Source organism: Microbacterium testaceum StLB037, assembly GCF_900104345.1.
GTDB classification, from domain to species: domain Bacteria; phylum Actinomycetota; class Actinomycetes; order Actinomycetales; family Microbacteriaceae; genus Microbacterium; species Microbacterium testaceum_A.
Map to the genome: position 1 here is coordinate 44,603 of NZ_FNJN01000005.1, position 15,506 is coordinate 60,108.

General features: G+C 69.0%; 14 protein-coding genes. 4 read left to right on the forward strand and 10 right to left on the reverse strand.

What is annotated here, in order from left to right:
- Positions 1–24: 24 nt before the first annotated feature.
- Genes BLS25_RS11630 through BLS25_RS11640 form a run of 3 tightly spaced genes read right to left on the reverse strand, consistent with a single transcriptional unit; the run spans position 25 to position 3,504 of the window.
- A complete protein-coding gene (locus BLS25_RS11630) occupies positions 25–1,380 on the reverse strand; it encodes an aldehyde dehydrogenase family protein (RefSeq protein ID WP_056226019.1) in 1,356 nt (451 codons plus the stop codon).
- Positions 1,377–2,168: a gamma-glutamyl-gamma-aminobutyrate hydrolase family protein gene (locus tag BLS25_RS11635; protein ID WP_074695928.1), complete on the reverse strand. Its 792-nt coding sequence runs from the start codon at positions 2,166–2,168 to the stop codon at positions 1,377–1,379. The genes BLS25_RS11630 and BLS25_RS11635 overlap by 4 nt, the downstream gene beginning before the upstream one ends.
- Positions 2,149–3,504, reverse strand: coding sequence for a glutamine synthetase family protein (locus BLS25_RS11640; protein ID WP_074695930.1), 1,356 nt, complete (start codon positions 3,502–3,504; stop codon positions 2,149–2,151). The genes BLS25_RS11635 and BLS25_RS11640 overlap by 20 nt, the downstream gene beginning before the upstream one ends.
- Before the next feature lie 146 nt (positions 3,505–3,650).
- On the opposite strand from BLS25_RS11640, the gene BLS25_RS11645 reads away from it, so the two are divergent.
- Positions 3,651–5,189: an amino acid permease gene (locus tag BLS25_RS11645; protein WP_074695933.1), complete on the forward strand. Its 1,539-nt coding sequence runs from the start codon at positions 3,651–3,653 to the stop codon at positions 5,187–5,189.
- A gap of 51 nt (positions 5,190–5,240) precedes the next feature.
- Here the strand turns inward: BLS25_RS11645 and BLS25_RS11650 are convergent, their stop codons facing one another.
- The 3 genes from BLS25_RS11650 to BLS25_RS11660 form a co-directional block, all read right to left on the reverse strand.
- A complete protein-coding gene (locus BLS25_RS11650) occupies positions 5,241–5,915 on the reverse strand; it encodes a hypothetical protein (RefSeq protein ID WP_176786365.1) in 675 nt (224 codons plus the stop codon).
- 60 nt (positions 5,916–5,975) lie between these two features.
- The gene (locus BLS25_RS11655) at positions 5,976–6,485 is read right to left on the reverse strand and encodes an amino-acid N-acetyltransferase (protein ID WP_056226007.1); all 510 of its coding nucleotides are present in this window, start codon (positions 6,483–6,485) and stop codon (positions 5,976–5,978) included.
- 71 nt (positions 6,486–6,556) lie between these two features.
- Positions 6,557–9,082, reverse strand: coding sequence for an ATP-dependent Clp protease ATP-binding subunit (locus tag BLS25_RS11660; protein ID WP_074695936.1), 2,526 nt, complete (start codon positions 9,080–9,082; stop codon positions 6,557–6,559).
- A 190-nt stretch (positions 9,083–9,272) separates the two neighbouring features.
- On the opposite strand from BLS25_RS11660, the gene BLS25_RS11665 reads away from it, so the two are divergent.
- Positions 9,273–9,896: a hypothetical protein gene (locus BLS25_RS11665; protein ID WP_074695939.1), complete on the forward strand. Its 624-nt coding sequence runs from the start codon at positions 9,273–9,275 to the stop codon at positions 9,894–9,896.
- Positions 9,893–10,126: a helix-turn-helix domain-containing protein gene (locus BLS25_RS11670; RefSeq protein ID WP_074695941.1), complete on the forward strand. Its 234-nt coding sequence runs from the start codon at positions 9,893–9,895 to the stop codon at positions 10,124–10,126. The genes BLS25_RS11665 and BLS25_RS11670 overlap by 4 nt, the downstream gene beginning before the upstream one ends.
- Positions 10,127–10,165: 39 nt before the next feature.
- On the opposite strand, the gene BLS25_RS11675 is transcribed toward BLS25_RS11670, so the two are convergent.
- From BLS25_RS11675 to BLS25_RS11685, 3 genes are all read right to left on the reverse strand, one after another.
- The gene (locus tag BLS25_RS11675) at positions 10,166–10,888 is read right to left on the reverse strand and encodes a hypothetical protein (RefSeq protein WP_074695943.1); all 723 of its coding nucleotides are present in this window, start codon (positions 10,886–10,888) and stop codon (positions 10,166–10,168) included.
- 73 nt (positions 10,889–10,961) lie between these two features.
- Positions 10,962–12,428 carry a cardiolipin synthase gene (gene cls, locus BLS25_RS11680; protein ID WP_056225989.1) on the reverse strand — a complete coding sequence of 489 codons (1,467 nt, stop codon included), beginning with the start codon at positions 12,426–12,428 and terminating at the stop codon, positions 10,962–10,964.
- Positions 12,429–12,492: 64 nt separating this feature from the next.
- A complete protein-coding gene (locus BLS25_RS11685) occupies positions 12,493–12,690 on the reverse strand; it encodes a hypothetical protein (protein ID WP_056225986.1) in 198 nt (65 codons plus the stop codon).
- Positions 12,691–12,823: 133 nt separating this feature from the next.
- On the opposite strand from BLS25_RS11685, the gene BLS25_RS11690 reads away from it, so the two are divergent.
- Complete coding sequence (locus BLS25_RS11690) at positions 12,824–13,987, forward strand: DUF4192 family protein (RefSeq protein WP_074695945.1); 1,164 nt, start codon at positions 12,824–12,826, stop codon at positions 13,985–13,987.
- Here BLS25_RS11690 and lysS read toward each other — a convergent pair.
- Positions 13,938–15,458 carry a lysine--tRNA ligase gene (gene lysS, locus BLS25_RS11695; protein ID WP_074695948.1) on the reverse strand — a complete coding sequence of 507 codons (1,521 nt, stop codon included), beginning with the start codon at positions 15,456–15,458 and terminating at the stop codon, positions 13,938–13,940. The two genes, BLS25_RS11690 and lysS, sit on opposite strands and share 50 nt — an antisense overlap.
- Positions 15,459–15,506: the final 48 nt, after the last annotated feature.

The following is a 15,506-nucleotide window of genomic DNA, read 5'->3' on the forward strand; positions in this document are numbered from 1 at the left end:
GGCGGGCAGTCGGGAGAGGCGCGGTCACTCGGTCGCGTAGAAGACGTTCTTCGTCTCGGTGAAGTGCTCGGCGGCATCCGGTCCCAGTTCGCGGCCGAGACCCGAGGCCTTCATGCCGCCGAACGGGGTGGAGTACCGCACCGACGAGTGCGAGTTCACCGACAGCACCCCGCTGCGCACACCACGCGAGACACGGATGCCGCGACCCAGGTTCTCGGTCCAGATCGAGCCCGCGAGGCCGTACGCGGTGTCGTTCGCGAGGCGGATGGCATCCGCTTCATCGTCGAACGGCATGACCGCCAGGACGGGGCCGAACACCTCGTCGCGGGCGATCCGGTCGCCCGGCTGGGCGAGGACGACGGCGGGGGCGAACCAGAATCCGTCGCCCTCGGGAGCCGACCCGCGGAAGGCCACGTCGGCCCCGTCGAGGAATCCCTGGACGGAGGAGCGGTGGGATGCCGAGATCAGGGGCCCCATCTGGGTGTCCTCGTTCGTCGGGTCGCCGACCTTCCAGGCCGCGACCGCCGGTTCGAGCATCTCGAGGAAACGGTCGAAGACGCGACGCTCCACAAGGAGGCGGCTGCGCGCGCAGCAGTCCTGACCGGCGTTGTCGAACACCGAACCGGGGACGCCCGCGGCGGCCTTCTCGAGGTCGGCGTCGGCGAAGACGATGTTGGCGCTCTTGCCACCGAGCTCGAGGGTCACGGGTTTCAGCATGCGCGCGCACCCGGCGGCCACCTCGGTGCCCACCTCGGTCGACCCGGTGAAGACGACCTTGTGCACGTCGGGGTGCGAGACGAAGCGCTGACCCACGACCGATCCCGAGCCGACGACGACGGTGAAGAGCCCCTCCGGGAGCCCCGCCTCGAGCGCGAGCTCGCCGAGGCGGATCGCCGTCAGCGGCGTCAGTTCTGCGGGTTTGAGCACCACGGCGTTGCCCGCGGCGAGCGCGGGGGCGAAGCCCCACGCGGCGATCGTCATGGGGAAGTTCCACGGCACGATGATCCCGACCACGCCGTAGGGCTCGTGGGAGGTCACATCGAGTCCGCCGGCCACCGGGATCTGCGACCCGATCAGACGCTCGGGCGCACCGGCGTAGTAGTTGAGCACCTGGGCGACGTGCTGGGCCTCCCACCGGGCAGAGCCGATCGGGTGCCCGGAGTTCTTCACCTCGAGCGCGGCGAGCTCGTCGACGTGCGCCTCGACCACCCGGGCGAAGGCGCGCAGCGCGTCGGCTCGGGCGACGGGAGCCAGGGCCGCCCACGCGCGCTGCGCGCGGACGGCGCTCGCGACCGCCGCGTCCACGTGGTCGATCTCGGCGCGCTCGAGGGTCGTGATCGGCGATCCGGTCGAGGGGTCGATGACGGTGAAGGTGCTCATGCGGGAACTCCGTGGTGCTCGGGGGATTCAGGGACGCCGGGCCGGGACGCCCGGTATCGCGCCGCCGCGGCGACGAGTCCGAGGAAGAGCCGCCGGTCCTCGGCGTTCTCTTCCGGGTGCCACTGCACGGCGACCAGGTAGTCGTCGCCGTCCACCTCGACGGCCTGCACGAGCCCGTCGTCGGTGCGCGCGGTGACGTGCAGGCCGTCGGCGACCCGGTCGACACCCTGGTGGTGGTAGCTGTGGACGGTGAGCGCCCCGGCCCCGACAAGCCCGGCGAGCCGGGTGTCGGCATCCACTTCCACGACGTTCTCGGCGAAGACGCCGCCGCCGATGCGATACTTCTCGGTGCCGAGCGCCTCGGGCAGGTGCTGGTGCAGCGTGCCGCCCATCGCGACGTTGATCAGCTGTAGCCCCCGGCAGATCCCGAAGACCGGGATGCCGCGCTCCCGCGCCCCCGCCAGCAGCGCGATCTCCCACGCGTCGCGGTCGGCGCGAGCGGGGTCGGTCAGCGGGTGGCGTTCGGCACCGTACAGCTCGGGCTGCACGTCGAGGCCGCCGGTGAGGATGAGCCCGTCGAGCCCGTCGAGCACCGCGGCGGCCGCCTGCCCGGGCCGTGGCTGCGGCGGCAGCAGCACAGCGGTGGCGCCCGAGGCGGTCACAGCGTCGAAGTACTGCTGTGGGAGGAACGAGGCGCGCACGTCCCACACGCCCTGCTTCGCGCGCTCGAGGTAGGTGGTGAGCCCCACGACGGGGGTCCGTCTCGGATCAGAGGCGCTCGAAACCACGCACCCGCTCCCAATCGGTCACGGCGGCGTCGTAGGCCTCGACCTCGATGCGCGCCTGGTTCAGGTAGTGCTCCACGACCTCGTCGCCGAAGGCGGCGCGGGCGACCGTCGACTCCGAGAAGAGGCGCGCGGCCTCGCGCAGCGTCGTCGGCAGAGTGTCGACCCCGGCCGCGTAGGCGTTGCCGGTGAGGGGCGCCGGCAGCTCGAGCTCGTTCTCGATGCCGTGCAGGCCGCCCGCGATGATGGCCGAGATCGCGAGGTAGGGGTTCACGTCTCCCCCGGGCACGCGGTTCTCGACGCGCAGTGACGAACCATGACCGACCACGCGCAGGGCGCACGTGCGGTTGTCGACGCCCCAGGCCACCCCCGTCGGGGCGAACGAGCCCTTCGCGTAGCGCTTGTACGAGTTGATCGTGGGGGCGTAGAGCAGCGTGAACTCGCGCAGAGTCGACAGGATGCCGGCGATCCAGTGCCCCATGAGCGGGCTGAACCCGTGCTCGCCGTCACCCGCCATGACCGCCGCTCCGCCGTCGCCGCGAACGGAGAGGTGGATGTGGCAGCTGTTGCCCTCGCGCTCGTTGAACTTCGCCATGAACGTCAGCGACTTGCCGTGCCGGTCGGCGATCTCCTTGGCACCGTTCTTGTACAGGGTGTGATTGTCCGCGGTCTCGAGGGCCTCCGCGTAGCGGAAGGCGATCTCCTGCTGGCCGAAGTTGCACTCGCCCTTCACGCCCTCGCAGTACATGCCCGCTCCGTCCATGCCGAGGCGGATGTCGCGCAGCAGCGGCTCGAGCCGGGTGGTGGCGAGCAGGTTGTAGTCGACGTTGTAGTCGGTCGAGGGCGTGAGATTCGTGTATCCCTTCGCCCAGGCGTCGCGGAACGAGTCGTCGAAGACGATGAACTCGAGTTCCGTCCCGGCGTAGGCGGTGAGGCCGCGCTCCGCCAGGCGGGCACGCTGGGCGTTCAGGATGCCGCGGGGCGACTGACTGACATGCGCGCGGTCCTCCCACGCGAGGTCAGCGAAGACGAGAGCCGTCCCGGGCTGCCAGGGGATGCGGCGGAGCGTGTCGAGGTCGGGGACGAGCAGCATGTCGCCGTAGCCCTTCTCCCAGCTCGACATGGCGTACCCGTCGACGGTGTTGAGGTCGACGTCGACCGAGAGCAGGTAGTTGCAGGCCTCCGCGCCGTGGCCCCGTACCTCGTCGCGCCAGAATCGCGCGGCCACGCGCTTGCCGACGAGTCGACCCTGAGCGTCGGGGAAGGCCACGACGACGGTGTCGATCTCGCCCGCCTCGATCGCGGCATCCAATTCTTCGCTGCTGAGATTGCCCGCCATGGTCTCCCTCTCGCGGTGTCGACGCCCTCGCGTGCGGAGGACGTAACGAGGAACTTACACGGCAAAGGTAGACAGGTCGACCAATAGAAGGCCATGATTTCCCGCAAGGCGACCCCGAAGCCTGTCCGCATCCGTCTGGAGGTCCCATGTCCACCTCGAGCAACTCCCGTAAAAAGGTCGCCGGAGCCACCTATACGGCCACCGATGCCTCGTACTTCGAGAAACGCACCCTGAAACGCTCGGCCGGCGTCTGGGGCCTCTGGGGCCTCGCCGTCGCCGCGGTCATCTCGGGCGACTTCTCGGGCTGGAACTTCGGCATCGGCTTCGCCGGCTTCGGCGGCATGCTCATCGCCTTCGTCATCCTCGTGGTGATGTACTACGGGCTCACCTTTTCGATCGGCGAGATGGCGGCCGCCATGCCGCACACCGGTGGCGCCTACTCCTTCGCCCGATCGGCCATGGGGCCGTGGGGCGGCCTCGCGACCGGCCTCGCCGAGACGATCGAGTACGTCGCCACCACCGCGGTGGTGGTCTACTTCTCCGGCCAGTACGCCGACTCGGCCCTCGAGCTGCTGACGGGGGTGAGCCTGCCCGCTTTCGCCTGGTGGATCATCCTCTACGCGCTGTTCATCGCCCTCAACGCCGCGGGCGCGAACATCTCTTTCGGCTTCGCCATCGTGGTCTCGATCATCTCGATCGGCATCATCGTGATCTTCGGCGCGATGTCGCTCATGACGGGAGCCTTCGACGGGGGCTCACTGTGGAACATCGCCCCCACCGACGGCAACACCGAGTTCCTCCCCTTCGGCGTGGGATCGATCCTGCTGGCACTCCCCTTCGCGATGTGGTTCTTCCTCGGCATCGAGGAGCTCCCGCTCGCCGCCGAGGAGTCGCACGATCCCGCCCGCGACATCCCCCGCGCGGGGCTCTGGGCCCGCGGCACGCTCATCGTCACCGGTCTCATCGTGCTGTTCCTCAACACCGGAGTGCTCGGCGCCGACGCCACCGGCAGCTCGCTCGAGCCCCTCCTCGACGGTTTCCGCGCGATGGTCGGCGACCAGGCCGCGGCCCTCCTGTCGCTCCTCGCCCTCGTCGGACTCCTGGCCTCGCTGATGGGCATCATGTTCGCCTACGGCCGCAACATGTACTCGCTCTCGCGCGCCGGGTACTACCCCCGCTGGCTCTCGCTCACCGGCGCGCGCAAGACCCCGTGGGTCGCCCTCGTCTTCGGCGCCGTGCTCGGCTTCGTCGCCCTCGTGGTGGTGCAGGCCGCGGGCGGCGACGCGAGCCCGGCCGGAGCGATCGTGCTCAACATCGCCGTGTGGGGCGCGGTGCTGGCGTACTTCCTGCAGATGGTGTCGTTCATCGTGCTCCGTCGGAAGTTCCCGAACGCCGTACGCCCGTACAAGAGCCCGTGGGGGCTGTTCGGGGCGTACTCAGCGGCCATCATCGCCGCCGTGGTGTTCTTCGGTCTGCTGCTGAACCCCGCCTACCTGCTCGCGATCGTCGCGATCATCGTGGTCTACGCGGTGATCTTCGTGGCCTTCGCCGTCTACGGTCGTCACCGCCTCGTCCTCTCGCCCGAAGAGGAGTACGCCCTGTCCGGCGGGCTGCACGGCCACCCGCAACAGGAGGGTTACGACGCCATGGAGGGCGAGGTGTTCGGCACGAAGCCCGGCTCCTGAGTCCGGGAACGACGAGGGGCGGATGCCACCGGCATCCGCCCCTCGTGATGTTCAGCGCAGGATGAACGACGCCGTCCCCGACGACGGGATGCCGCCGATCGAGACGCTCAGGTGATAGGTCGCTCCCCCGCCGGGGGCGTACGGCCGCTCCCCGCCGCAGGAGTTCACCGAGGAACGCGTACGGTCCCAGGTGAGCGGCGCGGAGCTCGTGACGACCTGGCCGGCGGCCAGCGTCACCTCCATGTCGCTCGGCTCGGCCTGGCAGTCCGTCGATCGCCACCACACGTCGGAGCCGCTCGTCACGGTGAACGACTGCGCGCTCGTGCCGACGTTCATCGTGCACGGGTTCGCGCTGGTGTTGGTGAGCTTGATCGACAGCTGCGGATTCTCACCCTGCCCGTACTCGCTCTTGTCCGACAGCGCCGCCACGGTGATGTCGGACGCCGTGCATTCGACGGGCCCGGCGGGAGCGGTCGCCGTCGGCGACGCGGACGGAACGGCGGAGGGGGTCTCGGATGCCGCCGGCGCGGACGCGGACGCAGCGGCGGCAGGAGTGCTCGCAGCGGGAGCGGGGGGCGCCTCGGCGGTGGGGGCGGCACGCCACGGAGGAGCCGCCACGAGCCACACGACGAGGCCGATCACCAGCAGAGCCAGAAGCCCTGCGGCGAGACGACGACGACGGTAGACCGCCGGGGACTGCCTCCGCCTACGGGGGGCATCGGTCATACATCCAGGGTAGGCGGCGCGGCTGTGCGCTCGCGCCACGGCACGCTCAGGAGCGCGGGCTCACAGCTGCTTCAGCATCCGGGTGTTGCCCAGCGTGTTCGGCTTCACGTGCGCGAGATCGAGGAACTCGGCGACGCCCTCGTCGGGGCTGCGCACGAGCTGGGAGTACACGTCGGGATCGACGACCTGCTCGCCGATCTCGGAGAAGCCCCGGCGCGTAAAGAAGTCCACTTCGAAAGTCAGGCAGAACAGGCGCGAGACGCCGACCTCCCGCGCGCGCTCCTCAAGGGTCTCGACGATGGCCCGCCCGACGCCGTGGTGCAGCCAGTCATCGTGGACGATCAGGGTGCGGATCTCGCCCAGGTCCTCCCACATCACGTGCAGGGCCCCGCACCCGATGACCACGCCATCGGCCTCGGCGACGACGAACTGCTGCACCGATCCGTACAGCACGACCAGGTCCTTGCCCAGCAGGATGCGCTTCTGCACGTAGGGCTCGAGCAGTTCGTGGATCCGGCGGACGTCGGCGGTTCCGGCGGGGCGGACGACGAACGGCGCGGATGAGGTCATTCGACAAGCGTACGCCGCAACGACGAAGGGCCCGGATGCCGTGGCATCCGGGCCCTTCGTTCGCTATGCGATCAGTTGCCCGCGAGCGTGTCGGGGGTGGCGGCGATCTCGCCGGCCGTTCCAACACCGATCGCGACCTTCTCACCGCGCGGGCTGGTCTCGAACGAGAACTGGCCGTTCTCGACGCCGACCTTGACGTGGTCACCCGACTCGAGCTCGCCGTGCAGGATCTTCTCGCTGAGACGGTCCTCGACCTCGCGCTGCATGGCGCGGCGCAGGGGGCGCGCTCCGAGCGTCGGGTCGAACCCGATCTCGATGAGCTTGTCCTTCGCGTCGTCCGACAGTTCGACGGTCATGTCGCGATCCAGCAGGCGGTCGGCCAGACGCTTCACGAACAGGCCGACGATCTGACGGAGCTCGTCCTTGTTCAGCTGCGGGAAGACGATGACGTCGTCGACGCGGTTGAGGAACTCGGGCTTGAAGTGACGCTTCAGCTCTTCGTCGACCTTGCCCTTCATCCGCTCGTACGAGGTCTGGGCGCTGCCCTCGACCTGGAAGCCGACGGGACCACCGGCGATCGCCGACGAACCGAGGTTCGTGGTCATGATGATGACCGTGTTCTTGAAGTCGATGACGCGACCCTGACCATCGGTCAGGCGACCCTCTTCGAGGATCTGCAGCAGCGAGTTGAAGATGTCGGGGTGGGCCTTCTCGATCTCGTCGAAGAGCACGACCGAGAACGGCTTGCGGCGCACCTTCTCGGTGAGCTGGCCGCCCTCTTCGAACCCGACGAATCCGGGAGGGGCACCGAACAGACGCGAGACGGTGTGCTTCTCACCGAACTCCGACATGTCGAGCGAGATCAGCGCGCCCTCGTCGTCGAAGAGGAACTCGGCGAGCGCTTTGGCGAGCTCGGTCTTTCCGACACCGGTCGGGCCGGCGAAGATGAACGAGCCGCTCGGACGCTTCGGGTCCTTCAGGCCCGCACGCTGACGACGGATCGTGCGCGACAGGGCCGCGATCGCCTCTTCCTGGCCGATGACGCGCTGGTGAAGCGCCTTCTCCATGAACATGAGGCGGCTGGACTCTTCCTCGGTGAGCTTGAACACCGGGATGCCGGTCGCCTGGGCGAGCACCTCGGCGATCAGACCCTCGTCGACGACCGCGTGGGAGGCGACGTCGCCCGAGCGCCACTGCTTCTCGAGGCGCAGGCGCTCGGCGAGGAGCGACTTCTCCTCATCACGCAGGGCGGCGGCCTTCTCGAAGTCCTGCTCCTCGGAGGCCTGCTCCTTCTGCTCGCGGACCTTCGCGATCTTCTCGTCGAACTCGCGCAGCTCCGGCGGGCTCGACAGGATCGACAGGCGCAGGCGGGCGCCGGCCTCGTCGATCAGGTCGATGGCCTTGTCGGGCAGGAACCGGTCGCTGATGTAGCGGTCGGCGAGGTTCGCCGCGGCCACGATCGCGCCGTCGGTGATCTGCACCTTGTGGTGCGCCTCGTAGCGGTCGCGCAGGCCCTTCAGGATGTTGATCGCGTGGGGCAGGCTCGGCTCGGCCACCTGGATCGGCTGGAAGCGGCGCTCGAGAGCGGCGTCCTTCTCGAAGTGCTTGCGGTACTCGTCGAGCGTGGTGGCACCGATGGTCTGGAGCTCACCGCGGGCGAGGAGAGGCTTGAGGATCGACGCGGCGTCGATCGCACCCTCGGCGGCACCCGCACCCACGAGAGTGTGGATCTCGTCGATGAAGACGATGATGTCGCCGCGCGTGCGGATCTCTTTCGTGACCTTCTTCAGACGCTCTTCGAAGTCACCGCGGTAGCGGGATCCGGCGATGAGCGAACCGAGGTCGAGCGAGTAGACCTGCTTGTCCTTCAGCGTCTCGGGCACATCGCCCTTGACGATGGCCTGGGCGAGGCCCTCGACGACGGCGGTCTTGCCGACGCCGGGCTCGCCGATGAGGACGGGGTTGTTCTTCGAGCGGCGCGAAAGGATCTGCATCACGCGCTCGATCTCTTTCTCGCGCCCGATGACGGGGTCGAGCTTGTTGTCTCGCGCGGCTTGCGTGAGGTTGCGCCCGAACTGGTCGAGCACGGCCGATCCACCCTGGGCAGCGCCCTGGGTCTGCTCGCCGGCACCCGAGGCGACGCCCGCGGGCTCCTTGCCCTGGTAGCCCGAGAGCAACTGGATGACCTGCTGGCGGACCTTGTTGAGGTCGGCGCCGAGCTTGACGAGCACCTGGGCGGCAACGCCCTCACCCTCGCGGATGAGGCCGAGCAGGATGTGCTCGGTGCCGATGTAGTTGTGACCGAGCTGCAGCGCCTCGCGCAGAGACAGCTCGAGGACCTTCTTCGCACGCGGCGTGAAGGGGATGTGGCCGGTCGGCTGCTGCTGCCCCTGGCCGATGATGTCCTGCACCTGCTCGCGGACGGCATCGAGGGAGATGCCCAGCGACTCGAGCGCCTTGGCAGCCACGCCCTCACCCTCGTGGATGAGGCCCAGAAGGATGTGCTCGGTGCCGATGTAGTTGTGGTTCAGCATCTTCGCCTCTTCTTGGGCGAGCACCACCACACGACGAGCACGATCGGTGAATCTTTCGAACATCCTCAGTCCCTCCAAAAATGGGCTGACAGGCACGCCTCCGCGCGCCGTACATCGAGAGTAACCAGCGGCCGGATGCCAGAGCCCCGTGTTCGCCGTGGGCATACCGTCTGCGCGCTCGACCTTGCGGAACACATCGACAGTCGTTACCTTATCGACAACCGATAACAACGATCATCGATAAGGAGCGATCATGGCTTCCCCCCGACCTCCCCGCGTCCTCTCCGGCGGCGACACGATCGGCTTCGTGCTTTTCCTCATCGGAGGAGTGGCGATCGCCGTCGCCGCAGTGGTGCAGTCCGTCGTCGCCATCGCGCAGGTCCTACCCAACCGCGACATCACCCTCCTCGCGCCCTTCGTCGCCACCGAGGCGCAGGCGCCGCTCGGGCCCGACGGAGCACCGGTCGCCGTGCAGCTCGATTCCGCGTCGGTGACGGTGGCTTCACTTCAACCCGCGGCGCTCGGCGCGCTCGTCATCAGCCACGTGTTGGTCGCGGTCGCGATGGTGACGGTGGTGACCCTGCTCCTCATCCTGTGCTTCGGCATCCTGCGCGGGCGGATCTTCTCGCGTGCCCACACGGCGCTCGTCACGGCGGCGGGCCTCGTCGCCATCGCCGGCATGTACTTCGTTCCGTTCTTCCACAACATGGCCGTGAACGGCGCCCTGGCGCTGTTGTCCGACGGGACGTACGATCGCGCCGTCGTCGGAACGGTCGATCTCTTGTCCATCTTCGGCGTCGCCTTCGTCGTCGCGCTCGCGGGCACCGCCTTCGCGGTCGGTGACCGCCTGCAGCGCGACACCGAGGGTCTCGTATGACCCCGGCGGTGACGGATGACGGGCCCACCGGCATCCACTGTCGTCTCGACGAGCTTCTGGAAGCGCGCGGCATGACGCTGACCCGCCTGAGCGAACTCGTCGGAGTCTCGGTGGTCAACCTGTCGGTGCTGAAGAACGATCGTGCCCGGGCGATCCGCTATTCGACGCTGTCCGCGATCTGCCGCGTGCTCGAGTGCGAGGTGGGCGAGCTTCTCGTCGCCGAGCGCTGACCACGTTCGCCCCCCGCCCCACGAGCGGGGGTGCGGCCGTCAGCGGGAGCCGAGCACGGGGATGGGGTCGCCGGCGTCGACGTTCCCGCCGGTGAGGACGAGCGACACCGCGCCCGACCCGGCCTCTCGACCGATGTCGGCGAGAGTGACGCGGGGCGCGAGATCCATCGTGCAGACCTGGTCGGACGGCGGCGTCGCGAACTGGATCTCGACGTTCGGGCCGGCCGCGGTGACCGCCTCGACCGAGGGAACGCAGGTCGAGCTGCCGTACGTGACGATGGCGACCAGGGAGTCGTTCACCCAGCCCGCCGACGGGGTGAATTCCGCGGGGGCGGCGGGAACGGAGCCCAGCCCCGCGAGCATCACCTTGCCCTCGGCGACACCCGTCACCGTGAGGGCGAGGCCCGCACTCGGGTCGACGCCCGCGGGCACGTTCATGAGTGTCGCGCGCGGAGCCAGGTCGCGCGTGCAGTCCTGTCGTGGCGACTCGGCGAGGTCGACCGTCACCGTGGATCCGCTGACGGTCGGCTCGCCGCTCAGCACCGGCGGGCACGAAGAGCTGCCGGTGGTGACCAGGGCGATGGCACGGCCGCCGCTGACCCACGCGGCGCCGAGTTCGCTCGCGGGCGCGGAGGCGGTGGCATCCGGAGTCGGAGCCATCCCCTCGGGAGCCGGGGCACCGGTGGCGCAGCCGGTGAGGGCTCCAGCGGCGATGAGGGACGCGCCGATCATTCCGATGACGGCGAGACGGTGACGTGACATGCGGACCTCCGGGGGCGAGTTGAGCCCATGATGTCGGAGATACCTGGATGCCGGCGGCGAGGGCCGCGGCGCGTCACTGCAACGCGGAGGTGAGGCGCGCCAGGTTGTCGAGGATCGTCGAGCGCAGGGGCTGCCGACGCCACTCCTCGATCGTGAGCTGGCGGCTCAGGGTGCGGTACGCGCCCTCGACTTCGCGCATGTCGCGGACGAACTCTTCGCCGCGGACCAAGAGCGACACCTCGAGGTTCAGACCGAAGGAGCGCATGTCCATGTTGCTCGAGCCGATGACCGCGACCTCGTCGTCGATCGTGACGCTCTTGCTGTGCAGGATGTACGGCTTGCGGTACATCCAGATCGTGACGCCCGCGTGCAGGAGAGCCTCGTAATAGCTCCGCTGCGCGTGGTAGACCATCGCCTGGTCGCCCTCTTCCGAGACGAAGAGCTCGACGTGCACGCCACGCTGGCAGGCGGTGGTGATCGCGAGCAGCAGAGCCTCGTCGGGCACGAAGTAGGGGCTGACGATGATGATGCGCTCTTTGGCCGCGAAGAGCAGGCCCAGGAAGAGCTTGAGGTTGTTCTGGAAATCGAAGCCGGGGCCGGAGGGCACCACCTGGCAGTCGAGGTCTCCCGGACCCGACGTGACGCTGAACAGATCGATCTCGTCGCGCAGTGTCTCGTCGGTCTCGCTGTACCAGTCCGACAGGAAGACGGCGTTGATGCTCGCGACGACCGGGCCCTCGACGCGCACCATCAGATCGACCCAGTGCAGGCCGCGGCGGATGTTCTTGCGGAGGTTGTACGACGAGTCGGTGACGTTCTGCGATCCCATGTACGCCACGTCGCCGTCGATCACGAGCAGCTTGCGGTGGTTGCGGAGATCGGGTCGCTGGTAGCGCCCTCGCAGCGGCTGCACGGGGAGCATGAGGTGCCAGTGCGCCCCCATCGCGTCGAGCCGGCGCAGCGTCTGCTTGTAGAAGGGCTTTCCGCGGTTGGCCCAGTGGTCGAGGAGCACGCGGACCACGACGCCGCGCTCCGCGGCCTCTTCGAGGGCGCGGAAGAAGTTGTCCGTCGAGTCGTCGGACTGCAGGATGTAGAACTCGACGTGGATGTAGCGCTGAGCCCGACGGATCGCCTCGGCCATGGCATCCAGGCTCTGCTGGTAATCGGCGATGAGGGTCGCGGCGTTGTCTCCCGCGATCGGCATGGCACCGAGGTTGCGGTTGAGCTGCACGAGGGCGCGGAACCACTGCGGAGCGTTGGGCCGGAGTGTGCCGAACTCGAGCGACGCGCTCGTGTCGTGGATGTACTCGTTGATCGCGGCCTGCTTGCGCCGGCGCTTGCGGGGCAGGCGCGGATTGCCGATGAGCAGGAACAGGAAGACCCCGACGAAGGGGATGAAGTAGATCGCGAGCAACCACGCCATCGCCGCGGTCGGGCGACGGTTTCGCGGAACGATGATGATCGCGGCGATGCGCACGACCAGGTCGACGATGAAGAGCGTGATGACGAGCCAGCTCGCGTCGAACGTGGCGTTGATCACGGGTCCTCCTGGGCGGGTTGTGGACCCAGCGTAGCGACGGCCTCCGACAGAGGCCGTGCGATCGTCAGTTCGCGGGACCGTCGCCGGTGCGGACGACCGGCGGGAGGCCGCGCTTTGCGCGCTCCTCGGCCTCGATACGGGCGTAGGCCTTGCGCTCGGTCCGGTCCATCCGGATGACGTTGCGGAGGATGAAGAAGAACACCACGGACACCACGAGGGTCGGCAGGATCGCCCACAGCATCGCGGTCCAGGTTTCGTCCATGCTCCGAGAATACCCGCGCTGCCTGGGCGCGCGGTTCGCGCGGGCTCCTCCACAGGCAGTGGATATGCGGATTCATCCACCGTCGAGCTATTCCGCCCGGCGCGAGCCCCGCCCGCCCGGCCACTCTCGAGGCATGACACCCACCGTCGTCTCCGCCACCTCGTCCTCCGCGTTCCTCGCTCTCGTCCCGCATCTGCTCGAATGCACCCCGCGCGAGAGTCTCGTGCTCGTCCCGTTCGCCGAGTCGCGTTCCCTCGGCGCCATGCGCGTCGACCTCCCGGCCGCCGACGACGCCTCCGCGAACGAGAGCGTCGCCTCGACCGTGATCGGTATGGCCTGCAAGGTCGCCCGGACCGATGCCGTGGCGATCGTCGTCTATGCCGACGAGGTCCTCGCCGACCTTCCGGCGGCGCCCCACCGCGCGCTCGTCGATGCGGCGATGGGGCGAGCGGAGATCTGCGGCCTCCGCGTCGTCGACGCCCTCGTCGTCGGTTCGGACGGATGGGACAGCTACGTGTCCCCCTCGTCGTCGATGCCGCACCCGTTGAGCGACATCGCGGCGCACACGCTCGCGGAGCCGACCGGCCCGGTCGTCGACGACCAGTTCGCCGCCGCCGAGCTTCCGCCGCTCGACGCCGCCGTCTCTCGGCGGGTGATGACCGACCTCCGCGCGATCGAGCGCGTGCTCGGAGGCCCGCAGGAACGCCGTAAGCTTCCCCCGCTGAAGCGTGCGGCGACCGGAGATCCGGCCACCGTGGCGCTCGCGGATCCGCCGGTCCTGATCGAGGACGCCCTGGCAACGCCGCCCGAAGAACTCGACCCCGCGCAGCTCGCCGCCCTCGCCTTCTGCCTCGCCCGACCGTCGCTACGCGATGTCGCGTTGATGCAGTGGGTGGCGGATCTCGCCACGGGTGATGCGGTTCTGCAGGCGCAGACCGCTTTCCACCGTGGCAAGCCGTTCCCCGACGACCTCGCCCGGCCGATGTGGGGAGAAGGCGCCCTCCCCGACCCCGACCGCCTTCGACGAGCGCTCGAACTGTGCCGCCGAGTCGCGTCCGTCCTCCCCCGGGAGCGTCGCCCTGGCCCGCTGTCGGCGTGCGCGTGGCTCGCGTGGGCGACCGGTCGCTCCTCTCACGCCGTCCTGTACGCCGAGACGGCTCTCGAGATCGACCCCGACCACGGGCTCAGCGCCCTCATGCTCGACGTCATCGACGCCGGGCGCCTCCCGGAGTGGGTGTTCGAGCGGTCTACTTCACGAGCGGGAACAGGATCGTCTCGCGAATACCCAGGCCCGTGATGGCCATGAGCAGACGGTCGATTCCCATCCCCATGCCACCGGTGGGCGGCATCCCGTGCTCGAGCGCGCGCAGGAACTCCTCGTCGATCGGCATGGCCTCGACGTCTCCGCGCGCGGCGAGCTTCGCCTGCTCGGTGAAGCGGTGACGCTGGATCACGGGGTCGACCAGCTCGGAGTAGCCCGTGGCGAGCTCGAATCCGCGCACGTAGAGATCCCACTTCTCGACGACGCCCGGGATCGAGCGATGCTCGCGCACGAGCGGGCTGGTGTCGACGGGGAAGTCCATGACGAAGGTGGGGCGGGTGAGACGGCCCTTCACGAAGTGCTCCCACAGCTCCTCGACCCACTTGCCGTGGGTCTCCTGGGGCGGGGCGTCGACTCCCTCTTCTTCTCCGAGCGCGCGGAGGTCCTCGACCGAGGTGTCGGGGGTGATGGACCGGCCGCAGGCGGCGGACAGAGAGTCGTACATCGAGATGCGGTCCCACTCGCCGCCGAGGTCGTACTCGGTGCCGTCCGCCCACGTGACCGTGGTCGACCCGGCCACCGCGACGGCGGCGTCCTGGATGAGGGTCTGCGTGAGGTCGGCGATGCCGTTGTAGTCGGTGTAGGCCTGGTAGGCCTCGAGCATCGCGAACTCGGGGCTGTGGGTGGTGTCCGCGCCCTCGTTGCGGAAGTTGCGGTTGATCTCGTAGACCCGGTCGATACCGCCGACCACGGCGCGCTTCAGGTACAGCTCGGGCGCGATGCGCAGGAAGAGCTCGGTGTCGAAGGCGTTCGAGTGCGTGGTGAAGGGGCGGGCGCTCGCGCCGCCGTGCTGCACCTGCAGCATCGGCGTCTCGACCTCGACGAAGTCGCGCTCGGTGAAGGTGCGGCGCAGGCTCGCGTTGACCTTCGCGCGGGCCAGCACGGTCTCGCGGGCGCGATCGCGCACGATGAGGTCGAGGAAGCGGCTGCGGACGCGACTCTCTTCGCTGAGCTCGGTGTGGAGGTTGGGGAGGGGCAGGACGGCCTTCGCCGCGATGGTCCACTCGGCGACCATGATCGACAGCTCGCCGCGGCGGCTCGAGATGACCTCACCCGAGACGAAGACGTGGTCGCCCAGGTCGACGAGCTCCTTCCACGCCTGGAGCGACTCCTCGCCGACGCTGGCGAGCGAGACCATGGCCTGGATGCGGCTTCCGTCGCCGGACTGCAGCGACGCGAAGCAGAGCTTGCCGGTGTTGCGGCTGAACACCACGCGCCCGGCGACCCCGGCCGTCTCACCGGTCTCGGCCCCGGCCTCGAGATCGCCGAAGCGCGCGCGCAGCTCGGGGATCGTCGTCGTGATGGGCACGGCCACCGGGTAGGGACCGCCGGCGGCGTCGGAGCGTTCCGCGAGCAGACGCTCGCGCTTGGCCAGGCGCACCGCCTTCTGTTCGAAGACCTCGTCTTCGGTCGGTTCGGCGGCGTCGTTCGCGGGCGCGTCGGTCATCAGGAAGGCTCCTCGGGGTCTCCCCCAGTCTATTCGTCGTCCTCGGCC

Coding starts and splice junctions, on each gene's coding strand:
- BLS25_RS11630 (WP_056226019.1), bottom strand. CDS start 1,380: ATGAGCACCTTCACCGTCATCGACCCCTCGACCGGATCGCCGATCACG.
- BLS25_RS11640 (WP_074695930.1), bottom strand. CDS start 3,504: ATGGCGGGCAATCTCAGCAGCGAAGAATTGGATGCCGCGATCGAGGCG.
- BLS25_RS11645 (WP_074695933.1), top strand. CDS start 3,651: ATGTCCACCTCGAGCAACTCCCGTAAAAAGGTCGCCGGAGCCACCTAT.
- BLS25_RS11650 (WP_176786365.1), bottom strand. CDS start 5,915: ATGACCGATGCCCCCCGTAGGCGGAGGCAGTCCCCGGCGGTCTACCGT.
- BLS25_RS11655 (WP_056226007.1), bottom strand. CDS start 6,485: ATGACCTCATCCGCGCCGTTCGTCGTCCGCCCCGCCGGAACCGCCGAC.
- BLS25_RS11660 (WP_074695936.1), bottom strand. CDS start 9,082: ATGTTCGAAAGATTCACCGATCGTGCTCGTCGTGTGGTGGTGCTCGCC.
- BLS25_RS11665 (WP_074695939.1), top strand. CDS start 9,273: ATGGCTTCCCCCCGACCTCCCCGCGTCCTCTCCGGCGGCGACACGATC.
- BLS25_RS11670 (WP_074695941.1), top strand. CDS start 9,893: ATGACCCCGGCGGTGACGGATGACGGGCCCACCGGCATCCACTGTCGT.
- BLS25_RS11675 (WP_074695943.1), bottom strand. CDS start 10,888: ATGTCACGTCACCGTCTCGCCGTCATCGGAATGATCGGCGCGTCCCTC.
- BLS25_RS11685 (WP_056225986.1), bottom strand. CDS start 12,690: ATGGACGAAACCTGGACCGCGATGCTGTGGGCGATCCTGCCGACCCTC.
- BLS25_RS11690 (WP_074695945.1), top strand. CDS start 12,824: ATGACACCCACCGTCGTCTCCGCCACCTCGTCCTCCGCGTTCCTCGCT.
- lysS (WP_074695948.1), bottom strand. CDS start 15,458: ATGACCGACGCGCCCGCGAACGACGCCGCCGAACCGACCGAAGACGAG.